Raw genomic sequence first — 18,657 nt, 5'->3', positions numbered from 1 at the left:
TAGCTTGCCATCATGAAGCTCACGCCCAAGGTGATCCTCGAAGGCACGCGACTGACCGGCAAGACGGACCTGGCGTTCGCGTTGAACGAGCACCCTCGTCTGGTCGGTCACCGCAGGTACCGGTACCACTCGCCGTTGATCTCGGGTGAGTGGAGCGGCTTCAGCAACGAGCCCTGGGGCCGCGGGCTGATCGACTTCGCGCCGGAAGAGACCGCGCACGCGATGGAGACCTACGAGACGTGGGTGCGGATGTTCGAACTGCAGCGCTACTACTCGTGGATCGTCGACCGGTTCCACCTGTCCACGTTGGCGTACCAGGCGCGGCAGGGGCGCGAGTTCGACTTCGCCTGGCTGGAGGAAAGGCTGAAGCCGCTCAACTTCGCGATCGTGCTGTGCACGCGGCCCGAGGACACGTTCGAGGCGGCACGGGAAGAACGGCTGAGGATCAGCGCGAACCCGAAGCAGTACGTCTCGCTGGAGCCGTTCGTCGAGGAGCAGCACCAACTCCGCGCCCTCGCGGCGAAGTCGATCCTGCCGGTGCTGGAACTGGACGTGACACGGCAGGGCCCGGACGACGTGGCGCGGTGGCTGGACGAACGGGGCCTGCTGACGCTCTAGTCGTCCGCTTTCTCGTGCACGGTCTGCATGAACGACCCGAGCTGCGCGAGCTGCTCCGGCGTGAAGAGGTCGATCAGGTACTCGCGGACCGTGGTGACGTGGCCGGGCGCGGCGGCTTGCAGCAGGGCCTTGCCCTCGTCGGTGAGCACGGCAAGGATGCCGCGTTCGTCGGACTCGTGCGGTTCGCGCCGCACGAGTCCCGTCTTCTCCAGCTTGCCGATCTGGTAGGTCAGCGAACTCTTCGACACCACGACCCTGCGCGCCAGTTCGGTCATGCGCATGCGGTTGCCCGGCTGTTCGGACAGCACGACCAGCACGTTGTACTGCGCGTGCGAAAGGCCCGCGTCGCGCTGCAACTGCTGTTCGATCTGCCTCTCGAGGAGGTGGTACGCCTGGACGAAGTGGTGCCAGGCGCTGCCCTCCTCCTCGGAGAGCCACCGTGCGTTTTCCATGGTGCGCAGGTTAGTTGGTGACGAGCTAGAACCCGGGTTCTTCGCCGTGCTTGATCACCGGTTCGGGCTCGACCTTGCCCTTGCCGGTCTTGCCCAGCACCGAGTTGCGCCGGCTGTAGACGAAGTAGACGACGACACCGAGCGCCATCCAGATGAGGAACCGGATCCACGTGAGCGCGGTCAGGTTCAGCATCAGCCACAGGCAGGCGAGGATCGCGAGGATCGGCACCAGCGGCACGAGCGGCACGCGGAACCCGCGCGGCAGGTCGGGCCTCGTCTTACGCAGCACCAGCACACCCGCGGAGACGAGAATGAACGCGAACAGCGTGCCGACGTTCACCATCTCTTCGAGCTTGCCCGCCGGGAAGAAGCCGGCGGCGACCGCGACGAGCACACCGATGATGATCGTGATGCGCGTCGGCGTGCCGTGGCTGCCGGTCTTGGCGAGCTTGCGCGGCAGCAGTCCGTCCCGCGACATCGCGAACAGCACACGACTCTGGCCGAGCATCAGCACCATGACGACGGTGGTCAGACCGGCGAGCGCACCGACCGAGATCACCGTCGCCGCCCAGTCGACACCGTTGTCCGCGAACGCGGTCGCGAGCGTTGCGCGCGTGCCGTCAGGCTGCGTCCTGAGCCGCTCGTACGGCACCATGCCGGTGATCACCAGCGTGACGGCGACGTACAGCACCGTGACGATGGCCAGCGAGCCGAGGATGCCGCGCGGCACGGCCTTCTGCGGGTTCTTCGTCTCCTCCGCCGTGGTCGCCACGACGTCGAACCCGATGAACGCGAAGAACACGATGCTCGCCGCCGCCAGCATGCCGAGCACGCCGTACGTGCTGCCCGAGTAGCCGGTGAGCAGCGAGAACAGCGACTGCTCGACCCCCGCGTGCGCGGCAGGACCACTTTCGGCGGCCGGCGGGATGAACGGCGAGTAGTTCTCGGCCTTGATGTAGCTGATGCCGAGCACGATCACGAGCAGCACCACCGCGACCTTGATGGCCGTGATAACCGCACTGACCCGCGAACTCAGCTTCGTGCCGACGACCAGCAGCGCCGTAAGCACCGCGACCAGGAGCACCGCACCCCAGTCGAACTTGATGCCGTCGCCCACCTCGGTCTTCACGTCGAAACCCATGAGCCCCAACGTCGTCTGCAGGTAGGCAGACCACCCCTTGGCGACCGCGGCCGAACCGACCGCGAACTCCAGCACCAGGTCCCACCCGATGATCCACGCGGCGAACTCGCCGAACGTCGCGTAGGAGAAGGTGTACGCGCTACCCGCGACCGGCACCGTCGAGGCGAACTCGGCGTAACACAACGCGGCCAGCGCACAGGCGATCGCCGCCAGCACGAACGACAGCGAGACCGACGGCCCCGCGATGTTGCCCGCGGCGCTCGCGGTGAGTGTGAAGATGCCGGCACCGATGACCACCGCGACACCGAAGACCGTGAGGTCCCACGCCGTCAGATCCTTGCGGAGCTTGGTGCCCGGCTCGTCCGTGTCCGCGATCGACTGCTCGATCGACTTCGTGCGCCACAACCCGTTCCCCGGCACGGTGCATACCTCCTTGATGGATCCGATTCGGACCACCCTAGAGGTAACCGCCAGGTGAGATGCCTATAGCTCTTGTCCGCAGGTTGTCCGGCGTTCTGTCTCGACCCGACCGAGCTGCCCTGGCGGGCCGGGCCGGGGCAAGGGAGGGCTGGATGGGCGCGAGGCTGGGCGGGCGCGGGGGTGGGACGGAAGCAAGGCGGGACAGAGCGAGGCAGGGCGGGCAAGACTGGGCCGGGCGGGCAAGACTGGGCCGGGCGGGCAAGACTGGGCCGGGCGGGCAAGACTGGGCCGGGCGGGCAAGACTGGGCCGGGCGGGCAAGGCTGGGCCGGGCGGGCAAGGCGAGGCGAGGCGGGACTGCCGCGCCATCCTCCGTCCACTGCAATGGCGAAGCCGAGGCGTCCCTCCGCACGCGAAGGGCAACGGCGAAGCCAAGCCACCCTGCCGCCCAAGGCGATGGCGGAGCCGAGGCGTGTGAACCTCTCCCTGCCGGTCAAGCGGTAATGACGCAACCAACCCCGGCGATTGGGGCTTTACCTTGAGTGGGCGGGATGCTCCCCTCATGGGCACGGCCGGGCGCTTTTCAGCCCGGCCTTTCCGGCCGTCAAGCATCCCGCCAGAGGCTCAAGGTCAAGCCCCAATCGCTATCGACGCGCAGCGGCGATGACCGGCACCGGCCCGGTACTGCCCGCCCAGCCACCCACGCAAGGCGACCACCCGCACGACAGGCGACCACCCCGCTGGAACGCGACACGCCAACACAAGCCGACCCGCACGGCACCAAGCCGACCCACCCCGAACACGACGAAACCGCCCCAGGCATCACCCAGAGCGGCTTCGACAATCCCGAAATCAGGACGTGGGGACCGCGGACCGGTCCAAATCAGGCTCCAGATAAATCAACCGAGCGTGCGGCACCTTGGCCCGAACCCGCTGCTCCGCATCGTTGATCGCCTGAGCCACCTCGTCCAGCGACAACCGGGACTCCAGCGCGATCTTCGCCGCCACGAGCATCTCGTCCGGGCCGATGTACTGGGTCTTGATGTGGATGACCCGCTGCACCTTGCCGGCGGCCAGCTCGTCGATGATCACGTCGAGGTCCTTGTCGGACGCACCCTCACCGATCAGCAGCGACTTCATCTCGATGATCAGGATGATCGCGATGATGCCCAGCAGCACACCGATGCAGACGGTGCCGAGAGCGTCGAACACCGGGTTGCCGGTGATCATCGTGAGGCTGACACCGAGCAGGGCCAGCACCAGGCCGACCAGCGCGCCTAGGTCCTCCAGCAGCACGACCGGCAGCTCCGGCGTGCGGGAGTTGCGGATGAAGCCCCACCAGCTGGCGTCACCCTTGATCTTCTTCGACTCGACGATCGCGGTGTAGAAGCTGTAGCACTCCAGGCCGATCGCGACGACGAGGATGCCCACCGCGACGAGCGGGCTGGAGAGGCCCTCCGGGTGCTGCAGCTTGTGGATGCCCTCGTACAGCGCGAACACCGAGCCGAGGCTGAAGAGCATCAGCGCCACCACGAACGACCAGAAGTACCGGTCGCGGCCGTAGCCGAACGGATGCAGCTTGGTCGCCCTGCGCTGAGCCGTCTTCTGGCCCAGCAGCAACAGGCCCTGGTTCGACGTGTCGGCGACCGAGTGCACCGACTCGGCGAGCATCGACGACGAGCCGGTGATCAGGAATCCGATGAACTTGGCCACCGCGATTCCGGCATTCGCGACCAAGGCCGCGACGATGGCCTTGGTTCCGCCCCCTGCTGACACGCCTGTCTCCTTGCTGAGAACCAGTCCGGTTTGTCCGGTCGTGAACCTTAGTCTGTTCCGGCCGTGGCGCGGAAAAGTTCAGCGGATTCAACACCATCCGGTCGCACGAGCACCGCCGGGTCCGACGCGGGGAGCCACACGGACTCGCCACGCGCCAGCCGCAACTGCTCGCCACGGACGTTGGTGAGTACCACGACGCCTTCGGTGCAGATCATGATCTGCGGGCCCTCGTGGTTGATCCGGGTCTCGCCGGCCAGGTCCAACCTGGACAGTTCGAACTCCGGCGCGGGCGTGCGGTACACGCGGACGCCGGGCTGAACCTCTTCGCCCAGCAGCACTTCCATGTCACCGCACGTGAAGTCGAGCACTCGCAGCAGTTCGGGCACGTCGACGTGCTTCGGCGTGAGGCCGCAGCGCAGGACGTTGTCCGAGTTCGCCAGGATTTCGATGCCCGTTCCCCGCAGGTACGCGTGCAGGTTGCCGGCGGGCAGGTGGATGGCCTCGCCCGGCTGCAGCACGATGCGGTTCAGCAGCAGGGCCGCGAGCACGCCCGCGTCGCCGGGGTAGGACTCGCCCAGCTCCAGGATCGTGCGGCACTCCAGGTCGAACTCGCCGTGCTCCTTCACGTGCAGCACGCACGCGTCGAGCACCTGCGGGAGCAGCGACGACAGCGACGTCTGCGGCAGCGTGATCAGCATCGTGAACAACGCGCGCAGACCGTCCGAGTCCGGCTGCGCGACCAGCATCTCGGTGTACGGCGAGAGCGCGGGCGCGTCCAGTGTGCGCAGCAACGAGACGGTCCGCGACGGCTCGCGGAACCCGGCCAGGGCGTGGAACTCCGTCAGGGCGCAGACCAGTTCCGGCTTGGCGGCCGGGTCCTTGTAGTTGCGGACCGCGGCGTCGAGCGGAACGCCTCGGCGTTCCTCGGCCGCGAAGCCCTCCGCCGCCTGTGCGGCGGACGGGTGCGCCTGCAGGCTCAGCGCCTCGTCGGCGGCGAGCACCTTGAGCAGGAACGGGAGTCTGCTGCCCCACCTCTCGGCCACGCGCGGGCCGAGCTGGCCGTCGGGGTCCGCCGTCAGCAGGTCGAGCAGCGAGCGCTCGATCCCGTCCGCGCCGCGAACGCGGGACGGGTCGCCGGGGTGGGCGCCCATCCACAGTTCTGCCTCGGGATGGGGTGCGGGCACCTCCTTCCCGAGCAGCTCGGCGATGGCCGTGCGTGAACCCCACGCGTACGGCCTTACCGCGTTGTGCAGCAGGTCCACTTCTAAGTCAGCTCCCAAATCAGTACGGGTTGCCGCCGAGAGTCCCGGCGGCGAGCCCGAGGTACAGCGCGGCCAGTTCGAAGCGGAGTGCGAGCAACGCGGCGCTGACCGCGTCGCCTCCCGCCACCTCGACGGCCGGCTCCAGCACGTCGGCACCCGGCAGGGCGTCCTCGGCGACCTGCCGCACGGCATCGGCCATGGGGCCCTGGCGTACGGCCACCAACAACACGCGCACGAGTCCGCTGCCCGGCTCGTCGTCCGGGTCGGCGAAGAGGTCCGCGCCCGACGTTCCCTGCACCGCCCGGCGGTGCAGCACCGGGCGGGTCAGCGCCTGCGAGTACCCGGAGACGTCGCAGGCCACACCGGCGAACGCTCCCAGCACGCCGGCGCCGTGCACGCCGACCGACGTGGCGACCTCGTCGAGGCCCCACAGCAGCGGCGTGCGGTCGGCGACGCGCAAGGCGAGCGACTTCGCCGGGTTCACGAACGACTCGTGCATCGGGTGGTTGCGCTCGGCCTCCCGGTCGAGCTCGTCCGCGATCAGTTCGACGTCGGCCTTGAGCAGGCCGAGCGAGTGCAGCACCAGCAGCCACGCGGCGAACGCGCGCGGGAAGCTGAAGCCCGGTGGTACGTCGATGCGAGGCGGCAGCAGCACGGCGCGACCGGCGGCCGCCGCGGCGATCGGACCGGAGTCCGGCGCCGTCAGCAGTGTGCGGGCGCCCCTGCGGACGGCCCTGTCGATCGACTCGGCGAGCACCCGGTCGCCAGGGTCCTCGGTGTGCGCGAGCACCACGTCGAGAGCACCCACCCACGGCGGCACCTCGTCGGACACCACGACCGGCACCGAGCAGCCGGGGCCGAGCAACGCCATGACGACGTGGGCGACGGCGACCGAGTGGCCGGGCCGGGTGATGAGCACGACCGCGCGCGGGCGGTCGGAGAAGATCCGCTCCACCCCCGCCTCGGCCGCGGCCTCGGCGGTGGAACGGACCTGTGCCCCCGCCCGTGCGGCGGCGCGCAGCCAGCCGCCCGTGTCCGCGTCGGCGAGGCGGCTCTGGTCGTCGAGCAGCGTGTCGTCGAGCACCTACGTCACCCAGCCGGCGGCGGCTCGACCGCCTCGTCCAGCAGCAGCACCGGGATGCCGTCGCGCACGGGGAACGAACGACCGCACGCGGTGCACGTGAGGAAGTCCGCCTCCGGATCGGACGGCGTACCGACCTGCAACGGCGCGTGCTCGGGGCACGGGCAGGCGAGGATCTCCAGCAACTGCTCTTCGATCTTGACGGCCATGGTGTTCTCCTCAGGCCCGCACGATCGCGAGGACCTCGTCGCTGAGCGCGGCGACGGCCTCGGGAGTGGCGGCTTCGACGTTCAGGCGCAGCAACGGCTCGGTGTTCGAGGCGCGCAGGTTGAACCACGACCCGTCCGCCAACTGCACGGTGAGACCGTCCAGCTCGTCGATCGTGACGCCGTCCTTGGAGCCGTAGGCGTCCTTGATGGCGGCGATCCGACCGGCCTGGTCGTTGACCGTCGAGTTGATCTCACCGGAGGCGGCGTAGCGGTTGTAGATCGCGGTCAGCGTCGACAGGGGACCGTCCTGCTCACCCAGCGCGGCCAGCACGTGCAGCGCGGCCAGCATGCCGGTGTCGGCCTTCCAGAAGTCGCGGAAGTAGTAGTGCGCGGAGTGCTCGCCACCGAAGATGGCGCCGGTCCTGGCCATCTCCTCCTTGATGAACGAGTGGCCGACGCGCGTGCGCACGGGCTTGCCACCGTGCTCGGCGACGATCTCCGGCACCGCGTGCGAGGTGATCAGGTTGTGGATGATCGTGCCGCCGGGGTCCTTCGCGAGCTCGCGCACGGCCACCAGCGCGGTGATCGCGGACGGGCTGACCGGGTCGCCGTTCTCGTCCACGACGAAGCAGCGGTCCGCGTCGCCGTCGAACGCGACACCGGCGTCGGCACCCTCGGCCTTGGTTCGGGCCTGCAGGTCGACGATGTTCTTGGGGTCGAGCGGGTTCGCCTCGTGGTTCGGGAAGCTGCCGTCGAGCTCGAAGTACATGGGGATCACCTCGATGGGCAGGCCCTCGAAGACCTGCGGCACCGTGTAGCCGCCCATGCCGTTGCCCGCGTCCACGACGATCTTGAGCGGGCGGATGTTCTTCAGGTCGACCAGGGCGTTGAGGTACGCCGCGTAGTCGACGAGCATGTTCCGCTCCTCGAACGTGCCGGGCTCGACGCCCTCGGCGTCGGGGACCTGGTTCTCGGCGTCCTGGCGGATCTGCGCGAGACCGGTGTCCTGGCCGACCGGCGAGGCACCCGCGCGGCACAGCTTGATGCCGTTGTACTGCGCCGGGTTGTGGCTCGCGGTGAACATGGCGCCGGGCAGGTCGAGCTGGCCGGACGCGAAGTACAGCATGTCCGTGCTGGCCAGGCCGATGCTGATCACGTTGACGCCCTGCGCCTGAGCACCCTCGGCGAACGCGCGGGACAGCCCCGGAGAGGAGTCACGCATGTCGTGACCGATCACGATGGTCGGTCCGCCGACCAGGCGCGCGAAGGCGGCGCCGAAATCCCGGACCAGGCCGGCGTCCAGCTGTTCGCCGACCACCCCGCGGATGTCGTACGCCTTGACGATGCCGGACAGGTCACGCACGCCGCACACTCCCGAAACTCGCTCTTGACGGCCACTGCCTGGGCAGCCTACCGGCGAGAAGATTAGTGGTGCGTGTGGTCAGTCAGTCCTCGTGCGGATCGGGCAGTACCCGCAGGTGGCCACGCCGATGAGACCCCGCGGGCACGTCGGGCAGCTTCGGGCTCACATCAGCCCGCCCAGCCTCCCGCACGGCCTCTGCCAGGGCCGTCAGGTCGTCCACCGTCGGCTCGGGCGCCGCGAACTCACCCTGATGCCTCACGACCTCCCACCCCCGCGGCGCAGTGAGCCGCAAGGCGTGCTCCTCGCACAGGTCGTAGCTGTGCGGTTCGGAGTACGTGGCAAGCGGCCCGACGACCGCGGTGGAGTCCGCATAGGCGTAGGTGAGCGTGGCGACAGCCGGGTTAGCACACCCGGTTCGCGAGCACCGTCTCACGCTCCGCACGATCGGGGACGATAGCGCGTCCACGGGAGGCTGTGTGTGAGGCACGCTGTGTTTAGTCGTCAGGGGTAGCAACTAGGCTGCTTGGTTGTGGTGATGGCACGGGGTTCTCAGCGGCAGGATTCGCCGCGCCGACGCAACCGCGATCGGCACGGGCGAGGTCTGCGCGGCCCTCTCTACCCGGCCACGCTCCCGGCGGCCCGTTCCCGCGCCGAACGCTTCGACGCCCTGGTCATCGAGGCGCTGGAGCCCATCGAGGCCCGCTGGCGCACCGAACTCACCCAGCTCGACGTGGCCGTCGACGACGTGCCGGACGTCCAGGTGGAGGGCGAGGACGGCGTGGTGGAGGACGGCAACGTCCCCCTGGCCCGCCTGCTGCCGGCAGGCTCGGACAACCGTGCCCGGATCGTTCTCTACCGCCGCCCGCTGGAAGCCCGCGCGAAGGACGGCGCCGACCTGTCCGACCTGGTGCACGACGTCCTGGTGGAACAGATCGCGAACTACCTGGGCCTGGACCCGGACGTGGTGGACGAGGGCTGAGACCCCTCTCACATCGGAACCGGCGCGCCCCGCCGCCGGGTAGGCACCGCGGTCAGCAACGTGAACAACGCCGCCGCAGCCTGCCCAAGCAACAAGAAGTCGCGCAACGTACTGGCCATGGAAACCCGGACCTCGGCCCCGTCAGACGGCAACGGCACCCCGACCAGATGCCCCCAAGCCCGCACCACAGGCACCTGAGCCCCGTCGACGGATACCTGCCACCCGGGCTCGTCCTCGGCGGCCAGCACCAACACCCGCCCCTCCCCGCCTGGCGACACCCGCACAGCCACCTCAGGCAGTGACACGTTCACCGGCGCCACCCCGTCCAGACCGAGCTCAGTCGGCGGCTCACCGCCGGTCCGGGCACGACGGGCAAGGTCAGGCGCCAGCAGAACCCCGGTGTCCGCGACCAGCCGCATCCGCAACACAGGCCGTCCATCCAAGGCACGCGGCGCCTCGGACACCAGTTCCCCGGCAGCCGACCGAATCCGAGCGGACGCCTCCTCGGACGGCAGCACCACGAACGTGACCCCGGACGACGCGGCCTGTCCCAGCGCCACCTTCATCGCCGGCGGCGACCCGTCGAGCAACGACGAGTTCCACCGCCGCAGCCGGGCAGGCGACGACGCCGTGGGCACCAGGTCGTCATCCCCGAAGGCGGGCATCCGACCGGCGACCTGACGAGCGGGCGCCCCGAGGATCAGCACCGAGCGCCCGGTCCGCTCCAGTTCGGCGGTCAGCGACGAGTTCAGCGCGAGCCCGCCACCGGACTTCAACGGCCCGGAACGCAGGTCCAGGAACCCGGCCACCCCCAGACTGACCAGCGTCACCACCCCGACGACGTACACGGCTCGCCGCACCCGAGCCTGCCCGGCCACACCCGGCGCCACCCCGCGCTGACACCCGGCCAGCACCACGCAGACGAGTCCCCAGGCCAGGATCACCAACGGCGCCCCGGGCCAGGCCCCCACCGCGGCCACCGCCGCCAACGCCCCGATGGCCAGCACGACCACCGTCAGGCCCGGCAACATCGAGGCGTTCGGCCGCAGGACGGCGGCGGCGAACGCGGCGGCGACGAAGACGGAGCACACGATCAGGTTCGGCGGTGGCGACTCGAACGCGGCTCCAAGGCCGTTGAGAACCATCTCGGGGTGCTGCAGCAAGACGGCGGGCCACGGCAGAAGCAGCCCCATGGGCAGAAGCACGATCACGAACAGAGCCGCGATCCGGCGCGCACCACCGGTCACCGCGATGAAGCCGCCCAACGAGCCGATGATCACAACTACGTGCGTCAGCGGTGAGAAGGCCCCGAGGACCGCGACACCGATGGCGGTGCCGGAGGCCATCGGCAGCCAGGCGTGCGTGGACGACGCGCGCAAGACCGCATATACGCCTGCGAAGACCACGGGCGTGACGATGTGCACGACGACGACGTCCAGACGACCTTCGGCCACGGCGGTCGTGGCGACCGGCAGCAAGCCGTAGAAGGCAGCCACGACCGCGCGCACGGAACGGCGTACGCGCAAGCCGCGTGACGCGATGTAGGCGGACAACGCGGCGAGGGGGATATCGCCGAGCAACAACAATGCGACGGCGAACGACGGTCCGCCGGGAATCAGGCCCAACACGGCCAACGCAGCGGGAGCGGGCGCCGCGGTGCCACCGAAGACCGGGTGCCAGGAGGACAGGTAGGTCGACCAGACCGACCCCACCGACCCGACCGGGAGCAGCCGGCCACCGGCGAGGTCGAGCCCGAGCCGGGACCAGTTCGCGATCACCGCGACGACCGAGAGCGACAGCAGCAACAGGACCGGGGGCGCCAGCAGCAGGGAGCGCAGCACCCGCGACTGGTCGACCTCGACGAAGACCATGCCGGAGTCGGCACGCGGGCCGGGCGACGGGCGGCGCCGGGGTGAAGGACGCAGCGCACCGGGCAGTGCGGCGTCGACGGGAACGATGACGGGTGGGCGGCGCAGACCGGCGACACGCGGACGACCGCGCGACGCGCCGGCCGGCAGGGCGGACGGGCCGACGAGCCGGGAGTCCACATCGGACGGTTCGAGCCACGCCGAACCGGAATCGGTTGCGGGCAAACGACCCAGCGCGGCGTCGGCCTCGACCCGGCGGCGGATCAGGAAGGCGGCGCCGGCGCGCACCGCGTTGCGCAGCCGGGTGAGTCTGCTGGTGAAGAGGCCGCGCACGACGGCGGAGCCGCGACGGGCGCGCCGCCCCTGCAGCAAACGGCCGCGCGTCAGGAGGTAACGGGCCGCGCCGACCTCGGCGTGTGCGTCCGCGAAACGCCGTAGCAACAGGAAGCCCAGTGCGCGCAGCAGCGACAGGAACAGCAGCCGCGGAACTCCGACGAGAAACGAGGTGGTTGAGCAATTGACCAAGAAAGTGCGCATGCCGTGCGCGCGGTCGACGCCACGAAATGACGGACCAGGCCGTGCCATCGCCGCGTCCAAACGGCGTGAGCCTTTAGTCGCGGCGCGTGCATGTCGCATGCGTGCGACAGGTACGCATAGGACCAAATGACCCGCGCGATTAGCGCGCCAGCCGAAGTCGACATCGTCGCGCAGCAGCGGCATCGCTTCGTCGTATCCGCCGAGAGCGTGCCACACCTCACGTTTGATCAACGATCCCGCGGACGATACGGCGAGAACCTCGGTGCTCTGCTGAAACGATGCGGAATGTTCGGCGGATGACAGACCAGTCTGTCGATGTCCTGAAGAATCCGTCGACAGACCTGCCTCGACGACCAGACGAGAATCCACCCAATCGAGGCACAGCGGACCGAGCACAGCGGCCGCCGGCGACACCTCGGCCGCGGTCAGCAGAGCCGCCAGGCAGTCCGGTTCGGGCGCGCTGTCGTCGTGCAGCAGCCACACCCATTTACCCGGGTCGCCCCACCGTTCGACGGCGTGGTCGACCGCAATACGCAAGGCGGTGCCGTAGCCCGTGCCCCGCGGCGCGGTCAGCACTCCGTCCAGCAGATCTCCCGCCTCCGCCAGGACTTTTGCCGTCCGGTCCGTCGATCCGGTGTCGACCGCGATCACGTGCCGGGGACGAACTCGCTGGCGCCGCAAGGCAGACAGCGCCGTGCTGAGCCACTGGTCGCCGTCGTGGCAGACCAGGACGCACAGCACCGGCGCTGTCCGGAGCCTCGGGTGAGGACTTGTCACGCCCTCAAGTTAAGGCAGAAAGATCACGCTTCTGACCGTCTAGACCACTCGCTTCTTCAGCTTGCGGCGTTCTCTCTCCGAGAGACCGCCCCAGATGCCGAAGCGTTCGTCGTGCTGGAGTGCGTACTCCAGACACTCCGAACGCACCTCGCAGCCCAGGCAGATGCGCTTGGCCTCCCGCGTCGAACCACCCTTTTCGGGGAAGAACGCCTCGGGATCCGTCTGGGCGCAGAGCGCGCGCTCCTGCCAGTCCTGCTCGTCGGCAGGGTCGAACAGGTACGACAGCTCGCCCTGTACGACCGGCTGCGTGACGTGATCTTCTTCGAGCTCTTCGAATTCCTGCATTTCGTCCGCCTCCTCGCCTTCCGCTCTCCCCGGTTGGCGGACGCCAGACGCCGTTCCCACAACGACGAATGACACCGATGTGATTACACCTGCGTCACAGCGGGCGGTCAAGCGGAGTCCACACGTCGGGGGATATTCCCGCAGATGGCCGCAAAAACCTTGACTGACTGCACAGACAGTGATTCAGGTGTCGCAACCGGTCCCCGAACGGCCCACCACGCCAGCCGACACGCCACACTGGAGGGGTGAAGCGATCAGCGGTTCGCCCCAGCCCACTGTTCCTCGGCCTGCTCGCGGCGACCGCCGCCGGAGCCGTGCTCACCCTGCTCGAAGGTGACGTCGCCATCATCTCGGGCACCATCCTCTTCGTACTCGCCGGGTGGGCGGTGACGCTGTGCCTGCACGAGTTCGGGCACGCCGCCGTCGCGTACAAGGGCGGCGATTTTTCCGTACGTGACAAGGGTTATCTGACCCTCGACATCCGTCGTTACACCGATCCGGTGCTCAGCATCGTGCTGCCGCTGGTGCTGCTGGTCATGGGCGGAATCCCTCTTCCGGGTGGCGCGGTGTGGATCAACCACCACGCGCTCCGGTCGAAGAAGGTCGAGTCGTTGGTCTCACTCGCGGGACCGTTCTCGAACCTCGTGATCGGTGTCCTGCTCGCGCTGGTCGTCACGATCTTCTCGCCGCCCGCCGCCCTCGCCGCCGCGATTTCGTACCTGGCTTTGTTGCAGGTGTTCGCGTTCGTGCTGAACATTCTGCCGATTCCCGGTCTGGACGGCTGGGGTGCTTTGGAGCCGTTCCTTCCCTACGAGGCGCAGCGGTTCGGCGCGAAGGCCCGGCCGTGGGCGCCGCTGGTCCTGTTCGCCGTCCTGATCGGCTTCTCCCAGGTCAGCCAGCTGTTCTTCCAGGTGTCGGTCTCGCTGTTCGAGCTCCTCGGCGGTGTGCCCGGTTACGCGGGTGCCGGCGCGTCCGCGTTCATGTTCTGGCGCTACCTGTAAGTGTGAACCGGCACTGTGGAAGCATGGGCGGGCGTGAAGGTCGTAGCACTCGTCGGCGGGGTCGGCGGCGCGAGGTTCCTGCAGGGACTCAAAGCACTAATGGCACTGTCACATAAAGCTCAGGAAGCGGACGTCACGGCGGTGGTGAACACCGGCGACGACGTGTGGATGCACGGGCTGCGCATCACGCCCGACCTCGACACCTGCATGTACACGCTGGGCGGTGGCATCGACGTCGAACGCGGCTGGGGCCGTGAGGACGAGTCGTGGACCGTCAAGGAGGAGCTCGCGGCGTACGGCGCCGAGCCGTCGTGGTTCGGCCTGGGCGACCGGGACATCGCGACGCACCTCGTTCGCACCCGCATGTTGCGCGCCGGCTATCCCCTGTCGGCCGTGACGGAGGCCCTGTGCGACCGGTGGAAGCCGGGCGTGAGGCTCCTGCCGATGTCGGACGACCGGGTCGAGACGCACGTCGTCGTCGAGCTCGACGGTGAGACGAAGGCCATCCACTTCCAGGAGTGGTGGGTCAAGCACCGGGCCGGCCTGCCCGCGCAGTCGTTCGCGTTCGTCGGCGCCGAGACCGCCACCGCCGGACCCGGTGTGCTGGACGCGATCGCCGAGGCCGACGCGGTGATCCTGGCCCCGTCCAACCCCGTGGTGAGCATCGGCACGATCCTCACCGTGCCGGATGTGCGCGACGCGTTGCGCAAGACCGAGGCCGGGGTCGTCGGCCTGTCGCCGATCATCGGCGGGAAACCGTTGCGGGGCATGGCCGACGCCTGCCTGGACGCGATCGGCGTGGAGACCTCCGCCGAGGCGGTCGGGCGGCTCTACGGCTCCCGCAAGTGCTCCGAGGACGGCATCCTCGACGCGTGGCTCGTGCACACCGGCGACCGCGCGGACGTGCCGGGTGTCGCGGTCCGCGCGGTTCCGCTGCTGATGTCCGATGTGGACGCCACGGCGCAGATGGCCCGCGACGCGCTGGAACTGGCCGGAGTCGACGTTGACTGATCACGCCGCGGCGGCGCTCGAGCTGCTGCCGGTCGCCGGCCTGCCGGAATTTCGCCCCGGCGACGACCTGGCCGGCGCGATCGCGAAGGCCGCTCCCTGGCTGCGCGACGGCGACGTGCTGGTCGTCACGTCCAAGGTCCTGTCCAAAGTAGAGGGACGGCTCGTCCGCGTGCCGGCCGATCCCGAGGAACGGGACCGCATCCGGCGCGAGCACGTCGACGCGGAGTCCGTGCGGGTGCTCGCCCGCAAGATGCGCACGCTGATCACCGAGAACAAGCTCGGCATCGTGCAGGCCGCGTCCGGTGTCGACGCCTCGAACGTGGCGGGCGACGAGATCGCGCTGCTCCCCGTGGACCCGGACGGCTCCGCGGCGACCCTCCGCTCCGCGCTGAAGAAGTCGCTGGGCGTCGAGGTCGCGGTGGTGATCACCGACACGATGGGCCGCGCGTGGCGGATGGGTCAGACCGACGCCGCGATCGGCGCGGCCGGCATCCGCGTGCTGCACGACTACGCGGGTTCGGTGGACCAGCACGGCAACCAGCTCGCGGTGACGATGGTCGCGATCGCCGACGAGATCGCCGCGGCCGCCGACCTGGTGAAGGGCAAGCTCGGCGCGGTGCCGGTGGCGGTGCTGCGCGGTTTCGACGTGGTGGACGACGGTTCCACGGCCCGCGACCTGAACCGGCCGGTCGAGGAGGACCTCTTCAGCCTCGGCACGGAGGAGGCGCTGGCCGCCGGCCGTGCGCAGGCCGTGCTGATGCGCAGATCCGTGCGGTTCTATTCGGACGAACCCGTTGATCCGGCTGTCTTGCGGCGGGCCGTCGGTGCGGCACTGACCGCGCCCGCGCCGCACCACACGAAGCCGCTGCGGTTCGTGCTGGTGCGGGAGAAGCGCGCGGAACTGCTGAAGGCCATGCGTGAGCAGTGGGAGACCGACCTGCGCGCCGACGGGTTCACCGACGAGCAGATCGCGCGCCGGGTGCGCCGGGGCGACCTGCTGGTGGAGGCACCGGAGATCGTCGTGCCGTTCCTCGTGCGCGACGGCGCGCACTCCTACCCCGACGCCCGCCGCGCGGACGCCGAGAAGACGATGTTCACGGTCGCCGGTGGCGCCGCCGTGCAGGGCCTGCTGGTGGCACTGGCCGCCGAGGGGCTCGGCTCGTGCTGGGTGTCGTCGACGATCTTCTGCGCCGACGTCGTGCGTGCGGTGCTGGGCGTTCCGGCCGACTGGGAACCCCTGGGCGCCGTCGCGGTCGGGCACCCGGCCGAGCCGCTGACGCCGCGCGAACCGCTGGAAGGGCTGATCGAGCTGTGACACTGCACGCCGACGCCGTCTCGACGCTGAGCCGGTTCTCGGGACAGGACGCCCTGCGCGAGGCCTACCTGGGCTTCCTGGCGGCCCGCGAGGACGCCTGCCGGCGATCCTGCGAGCCGGGCCACCTCACGGCCTCAGCGTTGGTCCTGGACGCCACGGCGGAGCACGCGTTGCTGACGCTGCACCCGCGCGTGGGCCGGTGGCTGCAGCTGGGCGGCCACTGCGAGCCCGAGGACGTGTCCCTGGCCGCGGCGGCTCTGCGCGAGGCGACCGAGGAGTCCGGCATGCGCGGGCTGCGGATCGAGCCGACGCCGATCCACCTCGACGTGCACCCGATCACGTGCTCGCTCGGCAAGCCGACGCGGCACTTCGACGTGCGGTTCCTGGTGCGCGCACCCGTCGGCGCACAGCCGGTGCGCTCCGCCGAGTCGGTCGACCTGCAGTGGTGGCCGCTGGACTCGTTGCCGGACAACGTGGACGACCTGCACCCGCTGATCGAGAGTGCTCTCGCGCGCCTGCGTTAGAACCTGCGGTAGTCGCGCGGCGAGAACCGCGGTGCCCGCCGCGGCCGCCGCAGGCCCGCCGCCTCCAGGTACATGACCGCGCGGTGGCGTTGCGGCTTGTAGGGCTCCAGCAACTCCATCATGCCGTCGTCGTCGCCCGGCGTGCCGGTCAAGGCCCACGTGACGTTCTTGGCGACGTGGTAGTCGCCGACGCTCACGGCGTCCGGGTCGCCCCAGGCTCGTTGCGCCACCTCGGCCGACGTCCAGACGCCGACGCCGGGCACCTTTTCGAGGAGTTCGCGGCTGCGCGTCTCGGCGGCCTTCTCCAGCCGGTGGGCTACCTGCGCGACGTTGATCAACGTCCGGCGGCGGGCGCCGTCGAGCCCGCACTGGTGCCACTCCCAGTCCTGCAGGCCCAGCAACCGTTGCGGTGTCGGCGGGACCTTCAGCGCCTTCGGTCCGGGAGCGCTCTCACCGAACCTGCGGCCCAGCTCGCGCCAGGTGCGGAAGGCCTCGACGCCGGTGACCTTCTGCTCCAGGATCGAGGCGAACAGCAGGTCCCAGACACGTCCGGTGGCGCCGAGCCGCAGCCCTGGCCGTTGCCTGCGCGACTCGGCGATGACCGGGTGGTGCGCGACGAACTCGTCCACCGTGTCGTCCGCGCCGAGCAGGGCGGGCAGGCCGTCGAGCAGCCACGGCCCGCCCTCGCCCCACGCTTCCGCCAGCACCTCACCGCTCGCTCTGGTGATGTGCAGCGTGCCGGGCCCGCACGGCGTGTTCGCCGCGAACCAGACGCCGCCCTCCGCGCTGAAGGACGGGTCGCCTGGCCCGCGGCGCAACCTGCCGAGCACCGCTCCCAGGTCGACCGGGAACGGTGGAGTCCAGGCTCTGCTAGGCATCCGTCGAGAAGCGCACGCCGGCCTCGGGCAACACGACGCCGGGCCACACCCGCGCTCCCCCGATCAACTCACACCGCGCACCGATCACCGCGGAGTCGCCGACCACGGCGTCCTTGAGCACCGCACCGGCCTGCACGAGCGCACCGGCACCCACGATCGAACGCTCGACCACCGCGCCCTCGCCGACAACGGCACCGTCGAACAGGATCGCGCCATCGAGCACAGCGCCGTCCGCGACCGTGCAGTTCGCACCGACCGTGCTGCCGCCCTTGAGCGTTGCGCCCTCGTGCACCGCAGAGCCTTCGAGCACCAAGTAGTCACCCGGCTGCGCGACCGCCGCCGACGGCGCAACGCCGCGCACGAGGTCCGCGGACCCCTGCACAAACGCCTCGGGCTTGCCGAGATCCAGCCAGTACGTGGCGTCCACGTGCCCCTGCAACCTCTTCCCGGCCTCCAGCAGCCCGGGGAACGTCTCGCGCTCCACCGACACCGGCCGTCCGGCGGGAATCGCGTCGATCACCTCACGCCGGAACACGTAGCAACCGGCGTTGATCTGGTCCGTCGGCGGGTTCTCGGTCTTCTCCAGGAACGCCTGGACGCGCCCTTCGTCGTCCGTCGGCACACACCCGAACGCCCTGGGGTCCTGCACCTTCACCAGGTGCAGCGTCACGTCCGCCTCGTGCTTGCGGTGCGTGTCCACGATCCCCGTCAGGTCGACGCCCGACAGGATGTCGCCGTTGAAGACCATCACGTCGGGCTCACGCAGCTTGTCCGCCACGTTGCGAATCGCCCCGGCCGTGTCCAGCGGCACCTCTTCCACCACGTACTCGAGCTCCAGCCCGAGCCTCGATCCGTCCCCGAAGTACTCCTCGAACACCTCGGCCTTGTAACTGGTACCCAGCACCACGTGGGTGATGCCGGCCTCCTTGATCCGCGACAGCAGGTGCGTCAGAAAGGGCACCCCCGCGGTAGGGAGCATGGGCTTGGGAGCGGACAGGGTCAGCGGGCGAAGACGAGTGCCCTTGCCCCCGACCAGCACCACAGCTTCGACGCCGTGCACCTTTTTCCTCCTCCGCGTTACAGCGAGCCGTTCGACGGAATA

General features: G+C 69.6%; 18 protein-coding genes. 6 read left to right on the top strand and 12 right to left on the bottom strand.

Annotation, left to right across the window (positions count from 1 at the left end):
- Positions 1-12 precede the first annotated feature (12 nt).
- Positions 13-618 carry a hypothetical protein gene (locus BLR21_RS09220; protein WP_090005384.1) on the top strand — a complete coding sequence of 202 codons (606 nt, stop codon included), beginning with the start codon at positions 13-15 and terminating at the stop codon, positions 616-618.
- On the opposite strand, the gene BLR21_RS09215 is transcribed toward BLR21_RS09220, so the two are convergent.
- The 8 genes from BLR21_RS09215 to BLR21_RS09180 form a co-directional block, all read right to left on the bottom strand.
- Positions 615-1,070 carry a MarR family winged helix-turn-helix transcriptional regulator gene (locus BLR21_RS09215; RefSeq protein WP_090005383.1) on the bottom strand — a complete coding sequence of 152 codons (456 nt, stop codon included), beginning with the start codon at positions 1,068-1,070 and terminating at the stop codon, positions 615-617. The two genes, BLR21_RS09220 and BLR21_RS09215, sit on opposite strands and share 4 nt — an antisense overlap.
- A 25-nt stretch (positions 1,071-1,095) precedes the next feature.
- Positions 1,096-2,631 carry an amino acid permease gene (locus BLR21_RS09210; protein ID WP_090005620.1) on the bottom strand — a complete coding sequence of 512 codons (1,536 nt, stop codon included), beginning with the start codon at positions 2,629-2,631 and terminating at the stop codon, positions 1,096-1,098.
- 850 nt (positions 2,632-3,481) lie between these two features.
- Positions 3,482-4,405, bottom strand: coding sequence for a cation diffusion facilitator family transporter (locus BLR21_RS09205; RefSeq protein ID WP_090005382.1), 924 nt, complete (start codon positions 4,403-4,405; stop codon positions 3,482-3,484).
- 47 nt (positions 4,406-4,452) lie between these two features.
- Positions 4,453-5,667: a mannose-6-phosphate isomerase, class I gene (manA, locus tag BLR21_RS09200; protein WP_090005381.1), complete on the bottom strand. Its 1,215-nt coding sequence runs from the start codon at positions 5,665-5,667 to the stop codon at positions 4,453-4,455.
- Between the two features lie 19 nt (positions 5,668-5,686).
- Positions 5,687-6,751 (bottom strand): hypothetical protein, encoded by a 1,065-nt coding sequence (locus BLR21_RS09195; RefSeq protein ID WP_090005380.1) that lies wholly within the window; start codon positions 6,749-6,751, stop codon positions 5,687-5,689.
- Positions 6,752-6,756: 5 nt separating this feature from the next.
- Positions 6,757-6,957 (bottom strand): Trm112 family protein, encoded by a 201-nt coding sequence (locus tag BLR21_RS09190; RefSeq protein ID WP_030476541.1) that lies wholly within the window; start codon positions 6,955-6,957, stop codon positions 6,757-6,759.
- Positions 6,958-6,967: 10 nt separating this feature from the next.
- Positions 6,968-8,320, bottom strand: a complete 1,353-nt coding sequence (locus BLR21_RS09185; RefSeq protein ID WP_090005619.1) for a phosphomannomutase/phosphoglucomutase — start codon at positions 8,318-8,320, stop codon at positions 6,968-6,970.
- Positions 8,321-8,402: 82 nt separating this feature from the next.
- On the bottom strand, positions 8,403-8,762 hold the full coding sequence (locus BLR21_RS09180) for a DUF3499 domain-containing protein (RefSeq protein ID WP_189154299.1): 360 nt from the start codon (positions 8,760-8,762) through the stop codon (positions 8,403-8,405).
- A 93-nt stretch (positions 8,763-8,855) separates the two neighbouring features.
- Here BLR21_RS09180 and BLR21_RS09175 point away from each other — a divergent pair, with 93 nt between their 5' ends.
- The gene (locus BLR21_RS09175; protein ID WP_030476538.1) at positions 8,856-9,299 is read left to right on the top strand and encodes a metallopeptidase family protein; all 444 of its coding nucleotides are present in this window, start codon (positions 8,856-8,858) and stop codon (positions 9,297-9,299) included.
- Positions 9,300-9,307: 8 nt separating this feature from the next.
- On the opposite strand, the gene BLR21_RS09170 is transcribed toward BLR21_RS09175, so the two are convergent.
- Together BLR21_RS09170 and BLR21_RS42375 are read right to left on the bottom strand one after the other, a co-directional pair.
- Complete coding sequence (locus BLR21_RS09170; RefSeq protein WP_090005379.1) at positions 9,308-12,481, bottom strand: glycosyltransferase family 2 protein; 3,174 nt, start codon at positions 12,479-12,481, stop codon at positions 9,308-9,310.
- Between the two features lie 39 nt (positions 12,482-12,520).
- Positions 12,521-12,826 carry a WhiB family transcriptional regulator gene (locus BLR21_RS42375; protein ID WP_051769582.1) on the bottom strand — a complete coding sequence of 102 codons (306 nt, stop codon included), beginning with the start codon at positions 12,824-12,826 and terminating at the stop codon, positions 12,521-12,523.
- 245 nt (positions 12,827-13,071) lie between these two features.
- Here BLR21_RS42375 and BLR21_RS09160 point away from each other — a divergent pair, with 245 nt between their 5' ends.
- Genes BLR21_RS09160 through BLR21_RS09145 form a run of 4 tightly spaced genes read left to right on the top strand, consistent with a single transcriptional unit; the run spans position 13,072 to position 16,677 of the window.
- Positions 13,072-13,827 (top strand): site-2 protease family protein, encoded by a 756-nt coding sequence (locus tag BLR21_RS09160; protein ID WP_090005377.1) that lies wholly within the window; start codon positions 13,072-13,074, stop codon positions 13,825-13,827.
- A gap of 33 nt (positions 13,828-13,860) precedes the next feature.
- Positions 13,861-14,838 (top strand): 2-phospho-L-lactate transferase, encoded by a 978-nt coding sequence (gene cofD, locus BLR21_RS09155; protein WP_090005376.1) that lies wholly within the window; start codon positions 13,861-13,863, stop codon positions 14,836-14,838.
- The gene (locus tag BLR21_RS09150; protein ID WP_090005375.1) at positions 14,831-16,153 is read left to right on the top strand and encodes a coenzyme F420-0:L-glutamate ligase; all 1,323 of its coding nucleotides are present in this window, start codon (positions 14,831-14,833) and stop codon (positions 16,151-16,153) included. The genes cofD and BLR21_RS09150 overlap by 8 nt, the downstream gene beginning before the upstream one ends.
- On the top strand, positions 16,150-16,677 hold the full coding sequence (locus BLR21_RS09145; RefSeq protein WP_030476532.1) for an NUDIX hydrolase: 528 nt from the start codon (positions 16,150-16,152) through the stop codon (positions 16,675-16,677). Before BLR21_RS09150 ends, BLR21_RS09145 begins: the two co-directional genes overlap by 4 nt.
- Here the strand turns inward: BLR21_RS09145 and BLR21_RS09140 are convergent.
- Positions 16,674-17,555: a DNA-3-methyladenine glycosylase family protein gene (locus tag BLR21_RS09140; protein ID WP_090005374.1), complete on the bottom strand. Its 882-nt coding sequence runs from the start codon at positions 17,553-17,555 to the stop codon at positions 16,674-16,676. The two genes, BLR21_RS09145 and BLR21_RS09140, sit on opposite strands and share 4 nt — an antisense overlap.
- Positions 17,548-18,615: a mannose-1-phosphate guanylyltransferase gene (gene manB, locus BLR21_RS09135; protein WP_090005373.1), complete on the bottom strand. Its 1,068-nt coding sequence runs from the start codon at positions 18,613-18,615 to the stop codon at positions 17,548-17,550. The genes BLR21_RS09140 and manB overlap by 8 nt, the downstream gene beginning before the upstream one ends.
- Positions 18,616-18,657: the final 42 nt, after the last annotated feature.

The organism is Lentzea albidocapillata subsp. violacea, from assembly GCF_900100275.1.
Taxonomy (GTDB): Bacteria; Actinomycetota; Actinomycetes; order Mycobacteriales; family Pseudonocardiaceae; genus Lentzea; species Lentzea violacea.
This window is presented reverse-complemented; position numbering and strand designations above follow the sequence as displayed.

What these genes read in the sequence shown, in the direction of transcription:
- BLR21_RS09220 (WP_090005384.1), top strand. Translation starts at nt 13, where the DNA reads ATGAAGCTCACGCCCAAGGTGATCCTCGAAGGCACGCGACTGACCGGC.
- BLR21_RS09215 (WP_090005383.1), bottom strand. Translation starts at nt 1,070, where the DNA reads ATGGAAAACGCACGGTGGCTCTCCGAGGAGGAGGGCAGCGCCTGGCAC.
- BLR21_RS09190 (WP_030476541.1), bottom strand. Translation starts at nt 6,957, where the DNA reads ATGGCCGTCAAGATCGAAGAGCAGTTGCTGGAGATCCTCGCCTGCCCG.
- BLR21_RS09175 (WP_030476538.1), top strand. Translation starts at nt 8,856, where the DNA reads ATGGCACGGGGTTCTCAGCGGCAGGATTCGCCGCGCCGACGCAACCGC.
- BLR21_RS42375 (WP_051769582.1), bottom strand. Translation starts at nt 12,826, where the DNA reads ATGCAGGAATTCGAAGAGCTCGAAGAAGATCACGTCACGCAGCCGGTC.
- BLR21_RS09140 (WP_090005374.1), bottom strand. Translation starts at nt 17,555, where the DNA reads ATGCCTAGCAGAGCCTGGACTCCACCGTTCCCGGTCGACCTGGGAGCG.